The sequence below is a fragment of the Acetobacter vaccinii genome (genome assembly GCF_008365315.1).
Taxonomy (GTDB): Bacteria; Pseudomonadota; Alphaproteobacteria; order Acetobacterales; family Acetobacteraceae; genus Acetobacter; species Acetobacter vaccinii.
Map to the genome: position 1 here is coordinate 1,398,355 of NZ_CP043506.1, position 18,148 is coordinate 1,416,502.

Sequence of the window (18,148 nt, forward strand, 5' to 3'; positions counted from 1 at the left end):
CTGGTCATTGCTGGGGGTGGCGGTTGGGTGGGGGCTGTGTTCAGTGTTCGTGGTCCGCCCCGGCGGAGGGTTGCAGCACAAACAGGCGTGAGCAATAGGGGCAGACAGCCTGATGGCCACCAATTTTCAGCCACACGCGCGGGTGCCCCAACCGACCAAGCCCGCCGTCACAGGCAATTTTGCGCCTGTCCACCACAATGGTTTCAACATGGCCCAGCCGGGGGCGGGGAATGGGGTTGGCAGGCTGCACAAGTGTGGGCACCATGGGGTTTGTCCTCTGCGCGGTTTGGCCGCTATGGCATGAATGTTTGGGGGATGATACGCATCCTGATGTGGTTTTACACCTTTCATTTTTTCCCATGCGCGTGAAGCGGGTTGCACGGCTGGGCCGGGCCATGGCTGCCATGCTGGCGTGCGGGCTTGCCGCCTGCACCACTCAACTGCCGCCCGCCCCCCCAGCACCAGCGCGTTTTCAGGCCGCAGGGCGGCTTGTGCCCCCGGACCGGCACTTTGTCATGGCGGATGGCGCGGTGCTGCCTGCCCGTGTCTGGGCTGCGCCGGGACGGCCCCGTGCCGTGCTGTTGGCCCTGCACGGGTTTAATGACAGCCGTGATGCCTGGGAATATCCAGGCCCGGTCCTGGCAGCACAGGGTATTACCGTGGTGGCCCCTGACCAGCGTGGCTTTGGTGCGGCCCCCGGGCGCGGGCACTGGGCGGGTAGCCAGCGCATGACCGCCGATGTGCGGGAGGAAGTGGCCGTGCTGGCGCGAGAAAATCCGGGCGTGCCGCTTTATCTGGCGGGTGAAAGCATGGGGGGTGCCGTGCTGATGGTGCTGATGGCACAGCCCGATGCCCCGCATGTGGCAGGCACCATTTTACTGGCTCCGGCAGTCTGGCGGCTTGGTCTGGGGGCAACCGTGCCGCTGGATATTCTAGCCGGTCTGTCGCCCGATAGCGTGGTGACGGGGCGTGAACTGCCGGTGCATGTTGTGGCCAGCAACAACATCGCAGCCCTCATCAGGCTGTATTATGACCCGCTGAGCCTGCGTGGCACCCGGCTGGGCACCCTGCGTGGGCTGGTGCAACTGATGGATGAGGCCGCCCGCGCCGCACCCCGGCTGCATGGGCCGGTTTTGTGTGTGTATGGTGGGCACGACCAGCTTGTGCCGCCAGAGGCCATGGGGCAGGTCTGGCGCAGCCTTGGCCCCGCAGGCAGGCGCGACCTGGTGCCCGGTGGCTACCACCTGCTGCTGCGTGACAAAGGCCGTGCCCTGGTCGAGCGTGATCTGGTGGCCTGGATAACCCAGCCAGACTGGTTTTTGCCATCTGGCGGGGATAGTGCCGCCAGTGCCTGGCTGGCGCAGGGCCGGGGGGAGGCATGGCCGGGGCATTGGCAGTTCCCATGGTTCCTGCCTGCCCGGCTGGATACACTGGTGGGTGCAGACAACAGATAAACTCTTGGCAACGCCCCGGCTTTGCGTTAGGGAATGGCGCGTGGACCCGTAGCTCAGCTGGATAGAGCGTTGCCCTCCGAAGGCAAAGGTCGAAGGTTCGAATCCTTTCGGGTCCGCCATTTTCCTCAAAAATTACAAACATCACAGCGGTCAGCCATGCGGGTGCATGGCCTGTGCTGCCGAGTCCGTTCAGGCAATGCTGAGGTGAACCTTCGCACCATGATGCGCCAGGTGCGAATACGGGCAGACAATATCCGCCTCAGCCACCAGAGCTTCGGCCACGTCTGGCGCAATGTCGGGCACGCTCACACGCAGGGCAATATCCAGCCCGAACCCCTTGCCGTCCTCACGCGGGCCAATGCCGACTGTGGCGGTTACGGTTGTGGTTTCAGGCAATTTCACCTTCTTCAGACCGGCAACATGCTTGAGGGCGCTGAGAAAGCAGGCTGAATACCCGGCGGCAAAAAGCTGTTCGGGGTTTGTGCCATCGCCACCGTTGCCGCCCAGCTCCTTGGGGGTGTCGAGGGTGACGGCCAGGCGTCCGTCGCTTGATTTTGCAGACCCGGTGCGCCCGCCGGTGGCAGTTGCTTCAGCACGGTAGAGAATGCTCATAATACCCTCCATTTATATATCGCGATAAATGTTACCGCGATATATTTATGCTAGGGGATGAAACACCATCTGTAAAGTCTGGTCCTTATCACGATAGGAACTGTCGTGATAAAGGGAAGCCCCCGATGGAGACCAACCTTGGACGCCTTGCCCGAAGCCCTGCCGCTGGATGCACATCTTTGTTATGCAATCTATTCCGCCAACATTGCCATTAACCGCGTGTATCGCCCGGTGCTGGAGCGGCTGGGACTGACATACCCGCAATATCTGGTCATGAATGTGCTGTGGGAAAAGGGGGGTCAGTCAATCGGCGCCATTGCGGAGCGACTGGCGCTGGAGTCCAGCACGGTCACACCGCTGGTCAAACGGCTGGAAGCCGCAGCCCTTGTCCAGCGCGAGCGCAACCCTCAGGACGAGCGACAGGTGATTGTCAGCGTCAGCCCCAGGGGGGCGGCGCTGGAGCAGGATGCGCGCTGCCTTGCGGCCACACTGGTCCAGCAGGCGGGCCAGCCTGTTGCCGAACTGGCAAAGCTGACGGCAGAAGTCCGGCGCCTGACCCAAAGCCTGATGGGCAAGAGCGACCGGCTACAGACGGTAGAGTGAGTGCGGTGGCTGTGGTGCCCGCAGGGCAGGCACCACAGGGGCTGGTCAGGGTTGGCGCAGGTAGTGGCTGGTGCGGCCATCCACACTGACAGGCACATCCCCCTGGACGGTAATGCGGCGTAGCTGCCTTTGGTGCTGGTCAAAATCGGCGGGGGCGTAGTGCTGCGTGGCGCGGTTGTCCCAGATGGCAATGTCGCCCTCATCCCATCGCCAGGTCAGGGTGTTTTCCAGCTCGGTAATGTAGCTTTGGAAAATATCGACCAAAGCGTTGGACTCCCGTGTGGAAAAACCGTCCAGACCAACGACAAAGTGCCCCAGCACAAGGCTCCTTTCCCCTGTTTCAGGGTGGACACGGACAACCGGGTGTTTGGTCTCGTAAATGCGGGAAATGAACTCGGCCCGGAAGTCAGCGATCTCCGACTGTCTGGCGTCATATTTATAATAATTGGTGTCGTAGTCATTGGAATGGATGGCCCAGGCCGTATCCGCCAGGTTTTTCAGGGGCTGTGGCAGGGCGTCGTACGCTGTTGCGGTATTGGCCCAGATGGTGGCCCCCCCGTAGGGCGGAATATGCAGCGCACGCAGGATGGAGGCCTTGGGGTAATCCGGCACAAAGGTGACATCCGTGTGCCATGAATCGGTGGAGCGCCCATAGCGGGATTTGAGCTCGAAGGTGTAGTTTGTGCCTTCGGGCGCGGCAATGGTGGGGTGCAGGATCGGCTTGCCAAACACCTGGCTGAAGCGTTCGTGCTGGTCATCGTCCAGAAACTGTTTTTTGAGGAAGATGACCTTGTTTTTGGCAAGCTCGGTATTCAGAAAGCGTTTTTCTTCCTCATTCAGCTCTTGCTTGGCGTCGATCCCGTGGATGATTGCACCCAGCCGGGCTCCGACCTTTTCCACCGACAGGCGGCTTTGGGAGACTGTTTCGGACATAAGCCGGTTTTCCTTATGAGTTTATAGCTGTGCGAGAGAAAGTTGGGAGGGGTCAGGGTGGTTCTGCGGCACAGTGCCCGTCTGGGGTGGAATTTTGATCCACGACACCAGAATACCGCTGAGGAAAAACAGGCCCGCGTAAATATAGAGAACGCCAGAGACCCCAAAAAACGGTTCAAAGGCATACACAACCAGCGGCCCAAGCCAGACACTGCACCCGGCCCCAAAGTTCAGAAACGACATGGCCAGCCCTTTGCGTTCGGGCAGCAGGGATGGGGCCAGCGCGGATAGCGGCACATAACCGGCCAGCGTCAGGCCGAACAGAATGGCCGTGGCATATACAGCCCATGGGTGGCTGTGCCCGTACAGGGCAGGCACCCAGTACAGCATGACACTGACCACACTGCTGCCAATGCCCCCCGCCCACAGGATGGTGCCGCGCCAGGACAGGCGGTCACTGATGGCCCCAAAGAAGACATTGAAAACAATATTGCTGGCAAAAATTGTTTCTAAAAACCGTATCCACAGGTCGTTTGAAAGCCCAAGGGCCTGCACGAAATAGAACGGCATGAAGACAAGAATGCCATGGGTTGCCGCCGAGTTGATGGCCCGGACAACACAGACCAGCAGGAGCGAAGGATTGGCCCGGCAGATCTGCCCAAGGGTTGCGGGTGTCAGGCGTTCGGGCGGCTGTTGTGTCGGGCGGTAGGCTTTTTCATTATCCAGCGAGACAAGGGCCAGCCCCCCACCGGCCACAACAATGACCAGCGCCAGCCAGAATGTCCGGTAGTCCCCAAAGACAGGCAGCGCAAAGGACGCCACGACAGTCCCCAGTGTGGGCAGGCCGCAGGTAAAGCAGAACCAGAAAATACCAGACGCCAGACCGCGTTGTTCCTGACGGACTTCCTTGACCACAAGGGTGAGGATCCCATAGGCCAGCAGCGGGTAGCCCAGACCGCGTATGCTGTATGTCAGCAAAATACCCCAGGTCGAATGGGCAGGCACCGCAACGGACAGGAACAGGATCTGCGGGATAGTCCACAAGGCAATGCCCGCAATAACTACCTTGCGGCAGCCTATGGCGTCGCACAGAAGCCCCGCGGTCCAGGCCGATATGGCAGCCGCGACCCCATACAGGGTAAAGACGAGTGCGGCCTGATGCTCGCTAAGCCCGCATTGAACCAGAAAGGGGGAGAGGTAGCCAACCTCCACCCCGTCCCCGATCATGAACAGCAGCAGCCCGATGTATTGGAAGGCGAAGTCACGCGGCGTTTTGTTAGGGATGGCAAGCTGGCCTAGCATGACCGCGGCTCCTTTCTTCAGGCAGGTACGCGCTGGGCAAACGCATGGCGTGCGGCAGGGTGGTCTTGCGGGGGGTAGGGGCTGCCCTGTTCGGGAAAGAGTTTTTCCCGCAAGGTGGCGCCCCCTTCGGGGCGGATGCGCCCACGTTGCCGGAGTTCTGGCACGACCAGTCGGCCGAAGTCCTCAAAACTCTCGGGATTGACGAGCTGGATCAGATTAATGCCGTCTGTTTCCGTTTCCTCCAGCCAGAGTTCAAGCCCGTCAGCAACAGTGCTGGGAGACCCGATGAAGGTGCGGGCCCGGCCAAAGTTCTTTTCCGGGTTGGCGGCCTGCTCAAGCGTCCACTGCCGCCCGCTGACAGCAGGGTCAAACTGGCTGAGAACAGACTGGCTGGCCTCGGTGGGCTGATAGTGCAGCACATCGGCCCGCTCGGTCTTGGCAAAGTCCACCCCGGTCATGGAGGAGTAGTGGATGATGGAGCCTACGGGGTCATAATAGTTGTAATAGTCTTCAAACTTCTTCAGCGCTTCTTTATCGGTTTCAGCGGTGACAACGGCGACAGCGGTAATGAACTTGATGGCATCGGGGTTGCGCCCATACTGCGCGGCCTGCGCCCGGATACGGCGCACGTTTTCGCGCACGCCACTGGCCCCGGCCCCAACCACAAACACCACCTCGGCATGGCGGGCGGCAAAGTCCGACCCGCGGGCCGATGTGCCTGCCTGTAGAATAACGGGCACACGCTGGGGGCTGGGTTCTACCACATGCCCGTCAGGCACGGTAAAATAGGTGCCTTTGTGTTTGATGGGGTGGACCTTTGCGGGGTCTGTATAAACGCTGTTCTCAAGAGTGGTGTTGCGGACAACCGCATCACTCTCCCACGAGGCCTGCCAGAGCTTGTAGGTGACTTCCAAAAACTCGTCGGCAACATCATAGCGTTTGTCATGGGCCACCTGCTGGCCCAGGCCGAGGTTGCGCGCAGCACTGTCCTGCTGGGATGTGACAACATTCCAGCCAATGCGGCCCTGTGTCAGATGGTCAAGAGTGCTGAACTTGCGGGCTGCCAGATATGGCTGTTCGTAGGTGGTGGACAGCGTAATGCCAAAGCCAAGCCGCTGCGTTGCCGCAGCCATGGCCGACACCAGCAGCAGCGGGTCGATCAGGGGGGACTGAATACCATGGCGGAGCGAGGCTTCGGGGCTGTGGCCATACACATCAATCAGCCCCAGAGCATCGGCAATAAACAGGCAGTCAAACCCGGAGCGCTCAAGCGATCGGGCCAGCTCCACCCAGTAGGCAACGCTGGTGTAGTTGTGGGTATGGTCCCTGGGGTGGCGCCACAGCCCGTAGTTAAGGTGCGAGACCGTGGCCATGCTGAATGCATTGAGGATGATAGGTGCTTTGTTTTTTGCTTTGCCGGGCATGACTTTTCTCCTGTCCTGATCGTGGTGGGGCTGTGTGTTCAGACAGTGCCAACCCGCCACTGGCCGGGGGGGAGTTCGCCATTGACCAGGTAGTCGCCCACCACACGGGTGCGGTAAACGCGGGGGTTATGGCAGCCAATGGTGCGGATATTGCGCCAGTAACGGTCAAGCCCGGCGCTGCGGACTGTGGCGGTGCCACCCAGAGCGTCAAACAGCAGGGAGGTTGCATTGAGTGTCAGCGGGAAAATGATTTCCTGCGCCTGCCAGACTTCCAGTTCCGCTTTGACAGTATGGGGGCCGCGTTCAGTCTCACGGCTTTCCACTGCGGTTTGCAGGGCGTCGGCCGCATGCCGCACAATGGAGCGCGCAGCGTGGGCGGCTGCGCCAACATGGCCGACAATTTCAAGAATTTGCGGGTCGTGGGCAGGCAGGTCGTGGTTGGCGTGGCTAAAACCGCGTTTGCGGTTTTTGACCGCCGCAGCAATATCCAGAGCCGCGGCCTGGGTTATGCCCGCCACTGTTGCCAGGTGGTAAAGCTGGAAAAATGCCTGTGAATACGGAAACTCCGTGTTACCATAACGCAGGATATCGTCCTGAACCAGAACATCGCGGAAGTGGGCCGTGCCGCTGGCGGTCAGGCGCTGGCCTACGCCGTCCCAGTCATCCACAATGTCCAGCCCGGCGTCGGTGCGTGAGGCCAGGCATTTGACGGTCTGTCCATCCTCTGTGGAGCCAGTTACCGTCAGCCAGTCGGCATAGAGCGAGCCGGTGGTAAAATATTTGGTGCCGTTGATGACCCAGCGCCCGTCCTTGTTGGACAGGGTTGTGGCAAAGCGTTCGCGTTCGGTCCCTTTTTCGGCCGCAGCAGCCCCGGCGGTCTGCCCTTTGCCCAGCCGTTCAAACCACAACTCAGTATAGGGGGAGGGTTTTTCGTAAAGCAGGTGTTCGCTAAAGCCAAAATGGGCACGCAGGGCCTGGGCGACGTTGGAGTCAGCCGTTGCTAGATCGATCACCGCGGTAAACAGCTCGGAGATGGAACGCCCAAGCCCCCCAAAACGGGTGGGGACCCGGAAGGCGGTAAAGCCATTGTCCTTGAGGGCGCGCAGGGCCTCGAAGGGTAAAATACGCTCCACCTCGGCTTTAAGGGACTGCTGGCGAATACGCTCCAGCAGGGCGGTATGGCCGTCAATGGCGGTTTCGTACCCTCTGTGCGTGGTTTCTCCCCACAGGGTGGCACTCCGGTCCTGCTCTGGGGATCGATTCTGTTTCAACATGAGTATTGTCCTGACACATGGGTTTCCGACCGTCCTGCTCGGTTGGGAAGACTCTTTGCTGTGTCACCTGTTTTGCGGTCACAGCGGGAAGAGCACCACACGAGCCAGAACAACGTGTTCTATTCGTATTTCGACATATTTGTACTAATCATGCAAGTGGCTTAATTATTGATATGATTAAAATATCGCATTGACTCGTGGGTTGTGCGCGCATTAGCTAGGGTCATACACTTAAAAGTTTCGTTAAAAACTATGATTAACAACGAATTATAATCGTTGTTTTCGCGCGGGAGTCCCTGGAAGTGAAATCGAGAAGAGCACGGCAGCTTGCCACCACAACAGCCCTTGCTGTGTATTCCATGCTCGGGGTGGACCGTCTGGCGCATGCTCAGTCTACCCAGGTGGTCCAGCCTGGGCAGACTTCCCACAAGGTGGCGCAGGCGGGCCAGCCAGTGGCCGCAGTCGCAGGGCAGGGCAGTGCGAACAGCAGGAAAAAAGCCCCATCCGAGGCCGTGGAGGCAACATCGGTCGAAAATGTTGGTGTGCAGGCCCAGCGGCAGGCCAACTGGGTGGTTACTCCCGTGACAGCCGCCACCATTGCCAATTATGTGCCTGGCACAAATGCCCTCAAAGCCCTGACAACCCTGCCTGGCGTGATGTACAATTCAGCCGACCCGCAGGGGCTTAACCTGTGGGGCCAGTCTTTTCTGATGCATGGGTTTGACCAGACACAGATTGGCATGACACTGGACGGCATGCCACTTGGCAACCAGTTCTGGAGCAATTCCAACGGGCTGAGCCCATCGGCTGCGATTTCCTCTGAAAATATCGCCCGTATGGAAGTCTCTGCCTCGGCCGGGTCGGAAGGGGCAGCCAGCACCAGCAACCTGGGTGGCACAGTACAGTTTGTCTCGCGCGATCCTTCGCACAAGGCGGGGGGCACGGTGCGGCAGACCTTTGGCAGCAACTCCATGTTCCACACGTTTGTGCGGGCCGACAGTGGTGACCTTAACCAGCAGGGCACCCGTTTTTATGTGTCCTATATGCGCAATGACACGGATAAATGGCGCGGCGGGCAGGACCAGTTTATGCAGCAGATCAATGCCAAGCTGCTGCACCCCATTGGAGAGCACAGCAAGCTGACAGCATTTTTCAACTATGCTGATGAGCAGATGCAGAATTATCAGGATTACAATATGAACATGTTCCGCCACGGCGGATACTATATTGATAATCTTGCAGGCACACCCAACGGGTATGAAACCGCATACCGCCTGGCCCTGGCCTCCAAAGGACTGCCCGGCGGGGCTGTGCCTGCTGCCTATCAGAAACTGTCCAACCCCTATAACGCATCCTTTTATGATGGAGCAGGCAACCAGCGGCAGTATTTTGGCGGGGTTAACGCAGACCTGGCCCTGACAAGCCGCCTGCGTTGGAGTTCCACCTTCTATGGCCATCGCTCGTGGGAGGTCGGGACTGTGACCAGCCCGTTGATTGCCTCCCCCAACGGTGCGCCGTTTGTGGAACAGGCAACCATGCCCAGCACCAACCGCTTTGGTCTGCTGTCATCCCTGACATACAACATTGCCCATAACGAAATTAATGGCGGGATCTGGTACGAAAATACAAAATTCACCGCAGATAAAAGAGCGTATGAAGAACCCTTGCTGGAGGATGTTCTGTCGGGTGCGGCCAACCCCATTGATGGCATGAACCTGACATCCCCTTACCAGACAGAATACAAGCAGGTGTTTAACACCAACACGTTTGTGGCCTATTTGCAGGACACGTATCACCCGCTGTCCAATGTGGCGCTGCATTTTGGCTTTCGCTCGGTCCTGAACAACACGCGTGTCAGCGAGGTTGCAAACTGGGAGACCTATACAAGAACAAACGCCATTGTCGGCGGGTCTGGCATTACCACCAGCAAGCCGTTTCTGCCGCATATCAGTGGGGAGTGGAGCTTCCTGCCGGGGCACCAGCTGTATTTTGACATTGCCAACAACGTCAAGGTTCTGCCCGTGGCGGGGTATAATGGCGGGGCCTCGCCCTTTGCAACAACCCAGGCGGCCTTTAATGCCTCGGTCGGCAATCTGACATCGGAAACGGATTGGAACTACGCCATTGGCTACCGCTATAATTCCCACTTCATAAGCGGGAATGTTTACGCTTATCACACAGATTTTTCTAACAGGTTGCAGCAGATTTCAAGCGGTAGCCCTAACAACCCCTATACGGCCATCCGCAATGTGGGTGGTGTGACCATGAATGGTGTGGATGCAGGCTTTGTGCTGCGGCCCGTCAAGGGGCTGCAACTGGCCAGCAGCATCAGCTATGACCACGCAACCTATTCCGACAATGTGACATCCACCACAACGGCGGGCATTATCACCTACCCGGTCAAGGGCCAGCAGGTCGTGGCATACCCACGGCTGATGTACAAGGGGCAGTTGTCCTACAGGTGGCGTGATGCGGAACTCCATGCTGATACGCAGTTTATCGGGCAACGTAACCTCAGCTACACAGGGGATGAGAAAGTTCCGTCCTACTGGCTGACCAACGTTGGCGTGCGCTATGACCTGACACCGCTGCTTAACCGCGGCACGGCGGCGGGGATTATCAAAAATGCCTCGCTCGTTTTCAATGTCTATAACATTACCAACGAGCACTATATTGCCACCATGGGGCAGAACGGCTTTCCCATGCAGGGGGATTATCAGTCGGTCGTGCTGGGGGCGCCGCGCCAGTATTTTGGCTCCATCCAGGCTGATTTCTGATAAAACAAACGCGGTTCCAAGGGTGTTTATGAAGTAATGTGCATGCTCCAGCCTGTCGCAAAGCAGGCTGGAGCATTCCTGCGTTCTGAACGTTGTAAACATCCATCAGGAGGCGTGTGGACGCAGTGGCCAGGAAATGCTTTTGTCAGGCCCGTTGTAGGCCGCGCTGCTGCTGTGGTGGCCGGTAAGCTGGGCGGTTGTGTCAGGCTATGCTGTATTTTGTGTTCAAATCCGCCCTTTCGGGTGTGCTGATTGCTATTATCTCCACGCTGGCACGGCGTTTTCCCGGTGTAGGGGCTCTTGTGGCCTCCCTGCCGCTACTGTCCGTGCTGGGCATGCTCTGGCTCTGGCGTGAAAGGCCAGACCCGGTCAACATGGCCGACCATGCGGCGGCAACATTCTGGTATGTGCTGCCATCACTGCCCATGTTTTTGCTGATCCCCTTCCTGCTGCGGCGGGGTGTCAGCTTCTGGATAGCGTTGACATCAGGCTGCTGTCTGACTGTCGTGCTCTATTTGTTAATGACATGGATCGGCCCGCGTTTTGGCCTTAAATTATAGGCTCCTGCGGGGTACCGCACGGCGGGTTCTGTTAAGGTTGTAAACATCCGCCTGTTTGCAAATGTCACGTGTAAATCAGTATTTGCAACCCATAGTGGTGGGGCTGTTATGCAGTGCCGCGTTTTGCAAACCGCGCCTGCAAAATGGTGCGCAGGGGGCCTGGGATCGTCTCCGGGTTGCGGGGTTGAGTCTGCGGACAAGAGTAGCCGGTTCAGATGTATTGTCTTTGTTATAACAAAGAAAGCGCAATATTCGTTTGATTTTAGGTGTGCCTCTTTTTGTGGTCGCATTGTCAGGATGAGCGCACGGTACCTGCGACCGGGTTGCATTAACTGCATGACAGGGCAGCGCCTACTGCCAGTCGCGCATGCCATCATGGAGCGGGCAGGGGCCCCAGCGGTGGGCAGCAGATGGGTTGGCGTAGTCCTGTAAACTTTCTTCTGTTGTCAGCAGTTACGCCTAAAGCCTGTTGTGGGTGGGGCAGGTGGTGGTACCCATGACTGTGCGTGTGCGCACATAGTTTTTATGGTGCGTTACAGGGTGGATTTGTGGCCATAATGCGGCGTAAGGCTTGCGGTGTTGTAACAAGTGTTCAACAACGCAGCGCAGAACCGACGTTTATGGAGTCACAGGTATGAGTGAAACTATACCAATACCCGAAAGACGGGGGCTTAAGGACGCCTACCGGCTTCTTGTTGCTCTTGTTACCGCTGTTGTGGGCCTGGCCCTTATTTATGGCGGTATCAAGCTGGCTATGCTGGGTGGATCGCTGTACTACCTTCTGGCTGGTCTGGCGTACGCGCTTGTAGCCGTTCTTTTCGCGCTCCGGAAAACCCTGTCTTTTGTGGTTTCCGTGGCTATTTTTGCCGCCACCTTTGTGTGGGCGCTGTTTGACACGCCGGAATTCGGCTTCTGGGCGCTGCTGCCGCGTCTGGTTGTCCCGGCAATTCTGTTTGCTCTGGGCCTGTGGGCTGCTGCAACCCTGCCTGCGCTGTCGCGCGGCGTGCGCCGTGGCAGTGTTATTGGCGGGCTTGGGCTGACAGGCGCGCTGCTGGCCACACTGGCCGAGGCCTTTGTGCCCCACGGGCAGGTGCGTAACCCGTACGACGCCACAAAGCCGGAAACTGTTGCCAAGGCTGACGTGCCGGATGACTGGGCCTATTACGCCCGTAACGAGCACGGCACCCGCTATGTGCCCTATACCCAGATCACACCTGAAAACGTCGGTAAGCTGAAGGTCGCCTGGACCTATCGCACCGGGCGGCGCGTGTCTGGCCCCGGCGCGGGTGTTGACGAAAACACGCCCCAGCAGGTTGGCAACGTGCTGTATTCCTGCACGCCCGAAGACCTGATTACGGCGCTGGATGTTGATACCGGCAAGCCGCTGTGGAAGTTTGACCCGCACGCCCACACCGCCGAGCATGTGACATGCCGTGGCGTTGGGTATTACGACGTTGACAAAGACCCCACCCTGACGGCCGAGGAAAAGGCAGCAGACCCGCAGGCACCGTGCCGCCAGAGCATTCTGGTATCCAGTGTTGATGCGCGCTTCTTTGCTCTGGATGCCCATACCGGCAAGACCTGCCCGCGTTTTGGCACCGACGGCTTTGTTGACCTCAAGCCCCGCATGGGACCGACGGAAAACGGCAAGCGTTACCACCCCACCTCTGTCCCTGTTGTCATGGGGCATACGGCTGTTATTGGTGGCTGGGTGCGTGACATTGTGCATGGCGAACCCTCTGGCGTTGTGCGCGCTTACGACGTACGCACCGGGGCGCTGGCCTGGGCATGGGATGTGGGCGACCCGGACAACGCCAACGCAGCCGACCCGCAGAAAGACTACACGTTGGAAACCCCCAACGTCTGGACTATTCCGACCTATGACCGTGAGCTGAACCTGGTCTATCTGCCCACCGGCAACGGCCCGCCTGACTACTGGGGTGGTGACCGCGACGCGGTGAAGGACAAGTTCGGTGCAGCCATTGTTGCGGTCGATGCCTCGACCGGTAAAACCAAGTGGGTCTTCCAGACCGTCCATCATGACGTGTGGGACTATGACCTGCCGTCCCAGCCTGTGCTGTATGATGTGACAAACGCCAAGGGCGAAGTTGTTCCCGCACTGATCCAGACCACAAAGACTGGCAACATCTTTGTTGTGGACCGCCGCACGGGTGAGCCCGTGGCCGATGTGCAGGAAAAGCCGGTTGCAACGCAGCCTGCTGCCCAGGGTGAACGTCTGTCCCCCACGCAGCCGTTCTCGGTTGGCATGCCGCTGATCGGGGCCGACCCGCTGACGGAACGCTCCATGTGGGGCATCAGCACCTTTGACCAGCTGTACTGCCGTATCATGTTCAAGGACTCGGTGTATGAAGGCGCCTTCACCCCGCCGGGTGAAAAGCCGTATATCGAATATCCCAGCCTTCTGGGCGGCATGAACTGGGGCGGTGTGTCCATCGACGAAGCCCGCGGCCTGATGTTTGTCAACGACATGCGCATCCCCCTGCGTATGATGCTGGTGAACGCAGCCAATGCTGGCAAATACAAGATCTCGATGGATGAGGTCCCCGGCTTCATGGGCACGCTGCGCCCGCAGGTTGCTGGTCCTTACCGTGGGGTGCGCATTGATATCCTGCAGTCCCCGCTGGAAATTCCGTGCAACACACCGCCGTTCGGGACCATGAACGCCATCGACCTGCACACCAAGAAAGTGCTGTGGCAGGTGCCGCTTGGCACGGTGCAGGATACTGGCCCCATGGGTATGAAAACCCGTATGCCGGTGCCGCTTGGTCTGCCCACACTGGGTGGCCCCACGGCGACAGCATCTGGTCTGGTGTTCTTCTCCGGTACGCAGGACTACTACCTGCGCGCTCTGAACTCCCTGACGGGTGAGGAAGTCTGGAAGGCACGCCTGCCAGTGGGTGCACCTGCTGCACCGCTCATTTACCGTTCGCCCCGTACGGGTAAGGAATATGTGGTCATTTCCGCAGGTGGCATGAGCCACTCGCCGGATGTGGGTGACTATGTCATTGCCTACACCCTGCCCGACGGCGAAGCCTCTCACTAAGAGGCAGCCTTGGCCCTGCTGGCGCGATAACCGTTGCCAGCGGGGTTGGTGGGTGTGACGTGGTCATACCCACCGGCTTTGGGGCCGCAGCCCCATCCCGCTTAGACCGGGAGAGTATCAACCAGAACGATCTCACTGTCCTCCAGCGCGTGGACACTCAGGATTTCGGTCTGTGACAGTGCTGCGCCATCCCGTTCCCCCACACGTTGCCCTTCTATCAGCACGGCCCCTTTGGCCGGAACCAGATAGCCCAGGCGTTGCGCGCCCAGCGGGTACTCCACGGTCTGCCCTTTCTTGAGGGTCGCCCCGACAACGCGGCTGTTGGAGTGAATACGCAGGGCATCCGTATCGGCCTCAAAACCCGAAGCCAGCGTGACAAACTGCCCCGCCCGATCAGCACCGGGGAATGCGTGCGTGCCCCAGGACGGAGCATGGCCGCGCCGGTCGGGCAGAAGCCAGATCTGGAAAATACGGGTTGTGTCGCTTTCCTTGTTGAACTCGCTGTGGACAATACCTGTCCCAGCCGACATCACCTGCACATCACCGGCCAGGGTCCGGCCGATGTTGCCCATGCTGTCCTGGTGGGTAATCGCGCCGTCACGCACATAGGTAATAATTTCCATATCCTTGTGCGGGTGAGCGCCAAACCCCTTGCCGGGGGCGATTGTGTCGTCATTCCAGACCCGCAGCGCCCCCCAGTGGACATGGGCGGGGTCGTAATAATCCGCGAAGGAAAAGTGGTGCCGGGCGTCCAGCCAGCCGTGGTCGGCATGGCCAAGGGCGGTAAAAGGGCGAAGGGTGATCATGCTGTTGTTTCCCTGATGGAGACTGTCTGGGAAAACCCTAACGCGGGCATATGTGGTATAAAACAGAATTGGTGGAAATCTATTGTTTCCATTTGTGATGTTTAAGGGCAGGAAAGGTAACAGGGCATGTCCATGCGGCTACCGGATTTTGAAGGATGGGCCATTTTTGCAAAGGTGGCGGAATGTGGCTCCTTCGCCCGTGCGGCGGACGAGGTGCAACTGTCCCGGCCTACCGTGTCCAAGGCCGTGTCGCGGCTGGAGCAGACATTGGGTGTCGCCCTGTTCAACCGGACATCGCGCCAGTTGTCGCTGACGGAGGAGGGGCGCGCTTTGCTGGGCCACGCCAGCCGTATGCTGGGGGCTGCCCAGTCGGCGGAGACCGAAGCCATGGAAGGCACAGCCCGCCTGTCCGGCCCGATCCGTCTGGCGGCCCCGATGTGCTTTGGCGTGCATCATGTGGCCCCTTTGCTGCCCGCCTTCCTCCGCCAGTATCCCGGGATCGACATTCTGGCGGATTTTAGCGACACGGCGGTGGACCTGGTGGCCGACGGGTTTGATCTTGCGCTCAGAATTGCATCGCTGGCGGATTCCTCGCTGCGCGCGCGCAAGCTATGTCCGGTCAGGCTGCTGCTTGTGGCCGCCCCGTTCTGGCTGGCAGAGGTCGGGCGGCCCCAGCACCCGCGTGATCTGGTGGGGCGCAAGGGGTTTGTGTACACCAACACCGCAGCCCCCGGCACCCTGCGCTTTCAGCACGGGCAGACAGGGGAGGATTTTGTGCTGTCGCAGGCAGCGCGCATGCGCTCAAACAATGCCGAGGCCTTTTTACCCGTCCTGCGTGAGGGCCTGGGCTACGGCCTGTTTCCGGCCTTTATGGTCCATAGCGCCCTGATGGCGGGGGAGGTTGAGGTTATTCTGCCCGACTGGCAGGTGGCCTCCATTGCGCTGTACCTTGTGACACCACCCAGCCCGCTGCGTTCGGCCAGGGTTAATGTTTTCATGAACTATCTGACCGACCGTTTTCTGGCTCCCACCTGGCTCTGACAGGGCAGCAGGAGGCACAGATGGGCGTAAGTCCTGTGCTGGACATAATTTTTTCATTCTGTGGTTCTATGCTATGGAAAGACCCACTTATTCACAAGTTCAGAGACAATAATGCGTATTTTATTAACAGGGGGCTGCGGTTTTATCGGCTCCGCCGTGGTCCGCCATATCATTCGGGATACCGAACATACTGTTCTGAACGTGGACTGCATGACCTATGCGGCCTCCCCCGAAACGGTGGAAGGGGCCGCCGCCAGCAGCCGCTACAAATTTTCCCAGACCAATATTCTTGACACTCCGGCGCTGGATGCCCTGTTTGCCTCCTTCCAGCCCGATGCGGTCATGCATCTGGCAGCAGAAAGCCACGTAGACCGCTCCATCGACGGGCCGGGCGTGTTTGTCCAGACCAACGTTGTGGGCACCTGCTCCTTGCTGGATGCCGCCCGTCGTTACTGGCTGGGGCTGGACAAGGCGGGGCAGAAGGCGTTCCGCTTCCATCATATTTCCACCGATGAAGTGTTCGGTGCGCTGGAAATGGGCGATCCGCCGTTTAACGAAAGCACTCCCTACGACCCGCGCAGCCCGTATTCTGCCAGCAAGGCGGCGTCCGACCATTTTGTGCGGGCCTGGTACCATACCTATGGTCTGCCGACCTTTGTGACCAACACCACCAACAACTACGGTGTGTGGCACTTCCCCGAAAAGCTGATCCCGCTGGTGACGATCAACGCCATCGAGGGCAAGGAATTGCCGGTTTATGGCACGGGTGAGAACGTGCGTGACTGGCTGTTTGTGGATGACCACGCCGTAGCACTGGTCAAGGCGGTGGAACAGGGCCAGCCGGGCGAGACCTACGCCATTGGTGCCCGCCAGCCGCGCAGCAATATTGAGGTGGTGCGTGCCATCTGCTCCGTGCTGGATGAGCTGGTGCCCGACGCTGCAGGCCCGCGTGAGCGCCTGATCCGCTTTGTGACGGACCGTCCCGGGCATGATTTCCGTTACGAAATCGACCCCTCCCACGCCGAGCAGGCACTGGGCTGGAAGGCGGAACATACGTTTGAAAGCGGCATCCGTCGTACCGTGCAGTGGTATCTGGACAACCGGAACTGGTGGGAGGGTATTCGGGCCCGCCGCTATACCGGCCAGCGGCTGGGTGCGGCTGCGTCGTAAGCCCCCTTTGCCCCGGTCTGCGGCATACGCGGCAGACCATGCGGGGTGGGTGCGGCCCATAAGGGACAATTGCCCCACCCCGGATAACGCTTTTGCTTGAAATCAGGTGGGCAGGACACAGCTTTCCAGCGCGAAAGCCCCGCCCCGTATAGACAGGGAATAATGGGGATGACGACACTGTCCGCGCAGGGCAAGCCTGTTCTGGTGATCGGAGGGGAGGGGCAACTGGCCCTGTCTCTGGCGCATCTGGGTGGGCCGCGTATCCATCGGGTTGGCAGGCCGGTTCTGGATTTTGACCGCCTGGAAACACTGGATGCCGCCGTGGCAGAGGTTGCACCCTGTGCCGTTGTGAACGCCGCCGCATGGACCGCTGTGGACCTTGCGGAAAGTGAGGCCGAAGCCGCAGCCCGTGCCAATACCGCAGGCCCCCAGCGGCTGGCTGAACTGTGCGCGGCGCGTGGCATCCCCTTTATACATGTCTCGACCGACTATGTTTTCAGCGGTGACAAAGGCGCACCCTATCTGGAGACAGACCCCATTTCCCCCCGGACGGTGTATGGTCGCACCAAGGCGGAGGGAGAGGCCGCAGTGCTGGCAGCCTGCCCGCAGAGCATTATCCTGCGGACATCGTGGGTCTATTCGGCTTATGGGCGCAATTTTGTGCGTACCATGCTGAATGCAGGGGCCAAGAACCCGAGCCTGCGCGTTGTGGGCGACCAGCAGGGCAACCCCACCAGTGCGGAAGACCTGGCCAGCGCCATTCTGTCCATTCTGGGCACGATTGAAGCGGGCGGCTGGAAGGAAGACTACGCAGGCATCTACCACGCCTGTGGCACGGGCGATGCTACATGGCACGACCTTGCCGTGGCCGCCTTGCAGGACGCCGTGGCTTATGGGCAGGCCATGCCCGAAGTGACTGCCATCCGTACCGAGGACTGGCCAACTCCGGCCCACCGGCCTGCTGACTCCCGCATGAATACTGACAAGCTGTACCGCGTTTTTGGTGTGCGCCTGCCCCAGTGGCGGGAGAGTGTGCACCATGTTGTGCAGCAGTTGCTGGCGCAGCCTGCCTGAACAGGGTGATCTATCGGCAGGCTTCCGTGCTGGGTAAGGATATTCAGCACGGAT

At 59.5% G+C, this 18,148-nt stretch carries 15 protein-coding genes and 1 tRNA gene; 9 read left to right on the forward strand and 7 right to left on the reverse strand.

Translation table 11 applies throughout. The features are described from left to right. Positions 1–40 precede the first annotated feature (40 nt). Positions 41–265 (reverse strand): zinc-finger domain-containing protein, encoded by a 225-nt coding sequence (locus tag FLP30_RS06210; protein WP_149279044.1) that lies wholly within the window; start codon positions 263–265, stop codon positions 41–43. A gap of 94 nt (positions 266–359) precedes the next feature. On the opposite strand from FLP30_RS06210, the gene FLP30_RS06215 reads away from it, so the two are divergent. After that, a complete protein-coding gene (locus FLP30_RS06215; RefSeq protein WP_408834563.1) occupies positions 360–1,454 on the forward strand; it encodes an alpha/beta fold hydrolase in 1,095 nt (364 codons plus the stop codon). A gap of 42 nt (positions 1,455–1,496) precedes the next feature. After that, a tRNA-Arg gene (locus FLP30_RS06220) sits at positions 1,497–1,573 on the forward strand. A 70-nt stretch (positions 1,574–1,643) separates the two neighbouring features. Here FLP30_RS06220 and FLP30_RS06225 read toward each other — a convergent pair. Next, the gene (locus FLP30_RS06225) at positions 1,644–2,066 is read right to left on the reverse strand and encodes an organic hydroperoxide resistance protein (protein ID WP_149279046.1); all 423 of its coding nucleotides are present in this window, start codon (positions 2,064–2,066) and stop codon (positions 1,644–1,646) included. A 138-nt stretch (positions 2,067–2,204) separates the two neighbouring features. Between FLP30_RS06225 and FLP30_RS06230 the strand changes: the two genes are divergently transcribed. Next, positions 2,205–2,669, forward strand: a complete 465-nt coding sequence (locus FLP30_RS06230) for a MarR family winged helix-turn-helix transcriptional regulator (RefSeq protein WP_210419324.1) — start codon at positions 2,205–2,207, stop codon at positions 2,667–2,669. Positions 2,670–2,714: 45 nt separating this feature from the next. On the opposite strand, the gene FLP30_RS06235 is transcribed toward FLP30_RS06230, so the two are convergent. From FLP30_RS06235 to FLP30_RS06250, 4 genes are read right to left on the reverse strand one after another with little or no spacing between them, the layout of a single operon-like run. Beyond that, a complete protein-coding gene (locus tag FLP30_RS06235) occupies positions 2,715–3,602 on the reverse strand; it encodes a TauD/TfdA dioxygenase family protein (RefSeq protein WP_149279047.1) in 888 nt (295 codons plus the stop codon). Positions 3,603–3,623: 21 nt separating this feature from the next. After that, a complete protein-coding gene (locus FLP30_RS06240; RefSeq protein WP_149279048.1) occupies positions 3,624–4,904 on the reverse strand; it encodes an MFS transporter in 1,281 nt (426 codons plus the stop codon). 17 nt (positions 4,905–4,921) lie between these two features. Next, positions 4,922–6,328 carry an LLM class flavin-dependent oxidoreductase gene (locus tag FLP30_RS06245; protein ID WP_149279049.1) on the reverse strand — a complete coding sequence of 469 codons (1,407 nt, stop codon included), beginning with the start codon at positions 6,326–6,328 and terminating at the stop codon, positions 4,922–4,924. Positions 6,329–6,366: 38 nt separating this feature from the next. Then, positions 6,367–7,602, reverse strand: a complete 1,236-nt coding sequence (locus FLP30_RS06250) for an acyl-CoA dehydrogenase family protein (RefSeq protein WP_149279050.1) — start codon at positions 7,600–7,602, stop codon at positions 6,367–6,369. 302 nt (positions 7,603–7,904) lie between these two features. Here FLP30_RS06250 and FLP30_RS06255 point away from each other — a divergent pair, with 302 nt between their 5' ends. The 3 genes from FLP30_RS06255 (at position 7,905) to FLP30_RS06265 (ending at position 14,003) form a co-directional block, all read left to right on the forward strand. After that, positions 7,905–10,379: a TonB-dependent receptor gene (locus FLP30_RS06255; RefSeq protein ID WP_149279051.1), complete on the forward strand. Its 2,475-nt coding sequence runs from the start codon at positions 7,905–7,907 to the stop codon at positions 10,377–10,379. Between the two features lie 212 nt (positions 10,380–10,591). Continuing rightward, positions 10,592–10,939, forward strand: a complete 348-nt coding sequence (locus FLP30_RS06260) for a DUF3147 family protein (protein ID WP_246856629.1) — start codon at positions 10,592–10,594, stop codon at positions 10,937–10,939. Between the two features lie 634 nt (positions 10,940–11,573). Continuing rightward, entirely contained in the window at positions 11,574–14,003 is a 2,430-nt protein-coding gene (locus tag FLP30_RS06265) for a membrane-bound PQQ-dependent dehydrogenase, glucose/quinate/shikimate family (RefSeq protein ID WP_149279053.1), read from the forward strand. Positions 14,004–14,104: 101 nt separating this feature from the next. On the opposite strand, the gene FLP30_RS06270 is transcribed toward FLP30_RS06265, so the two are convergent. Next, on the reverse strand, positions 14,105–14,809 hold the full coding sequence (locus FLP30_RS06270; protein WP_149279054.1) for a pirin family protein: 705 nt from the start codon (positions 14,807–14,809) through the stop codon (positions 14,105–14,107). 132 nt (positions 14,810–14,941) lie between these two features. Between FLP30_RS06270 and FLP30_RS06275 the strand changes: the two genes are divergently transcribed. The 3 genes from FLP30_RS06275 to rfbD all read left to right on the forward strand — a co-directional run bounded on the left by FLP30_RS06275 (position 14,942) and on the right by rfbD (position 18,094). Beyond that, positions 14,942–15,850 carry a LysR family transcriptional regulator gene (locus FLP30_RS06275; protein WP_149280262.1) on the forward strand — a complete coding sequence of 303 codons (909 nt, stop codon included), beginning with the start codon at positions 14,942–14,944 and terminating at the stop codon, positions 15,848–15,850. A gap of 111 nt (positions 15,851–15,961) precedes the next feature. After that, on the forward strand, positions 15,962–17,020 hold the full coding sequence (gene rfbB, locus FLP30_RS06280; protein ID WP_149279055.1) for a dTDP-glucose 4,6-dehydratase: 1,059 nt from the start codon (positions 15,962–15,964) through the stop codon (positions 17,018–17,020). Between the two features lie 168 nt (positions 17,021–17,188). Continuing rightward, complete coding sequence (gene rfbD / locus FLP30_RS06285; RefSeq protein ID WP_149279056.1) at positions 17,189–18,094, forward strand: dTDP-4-dehydrorhamnose reductase; 906 nt, start codon at positions 17,189–17,191, stop codon at positions 18,092–18,094. Positions 18,095–18,148: the final 54 nt, after the last annotated feature.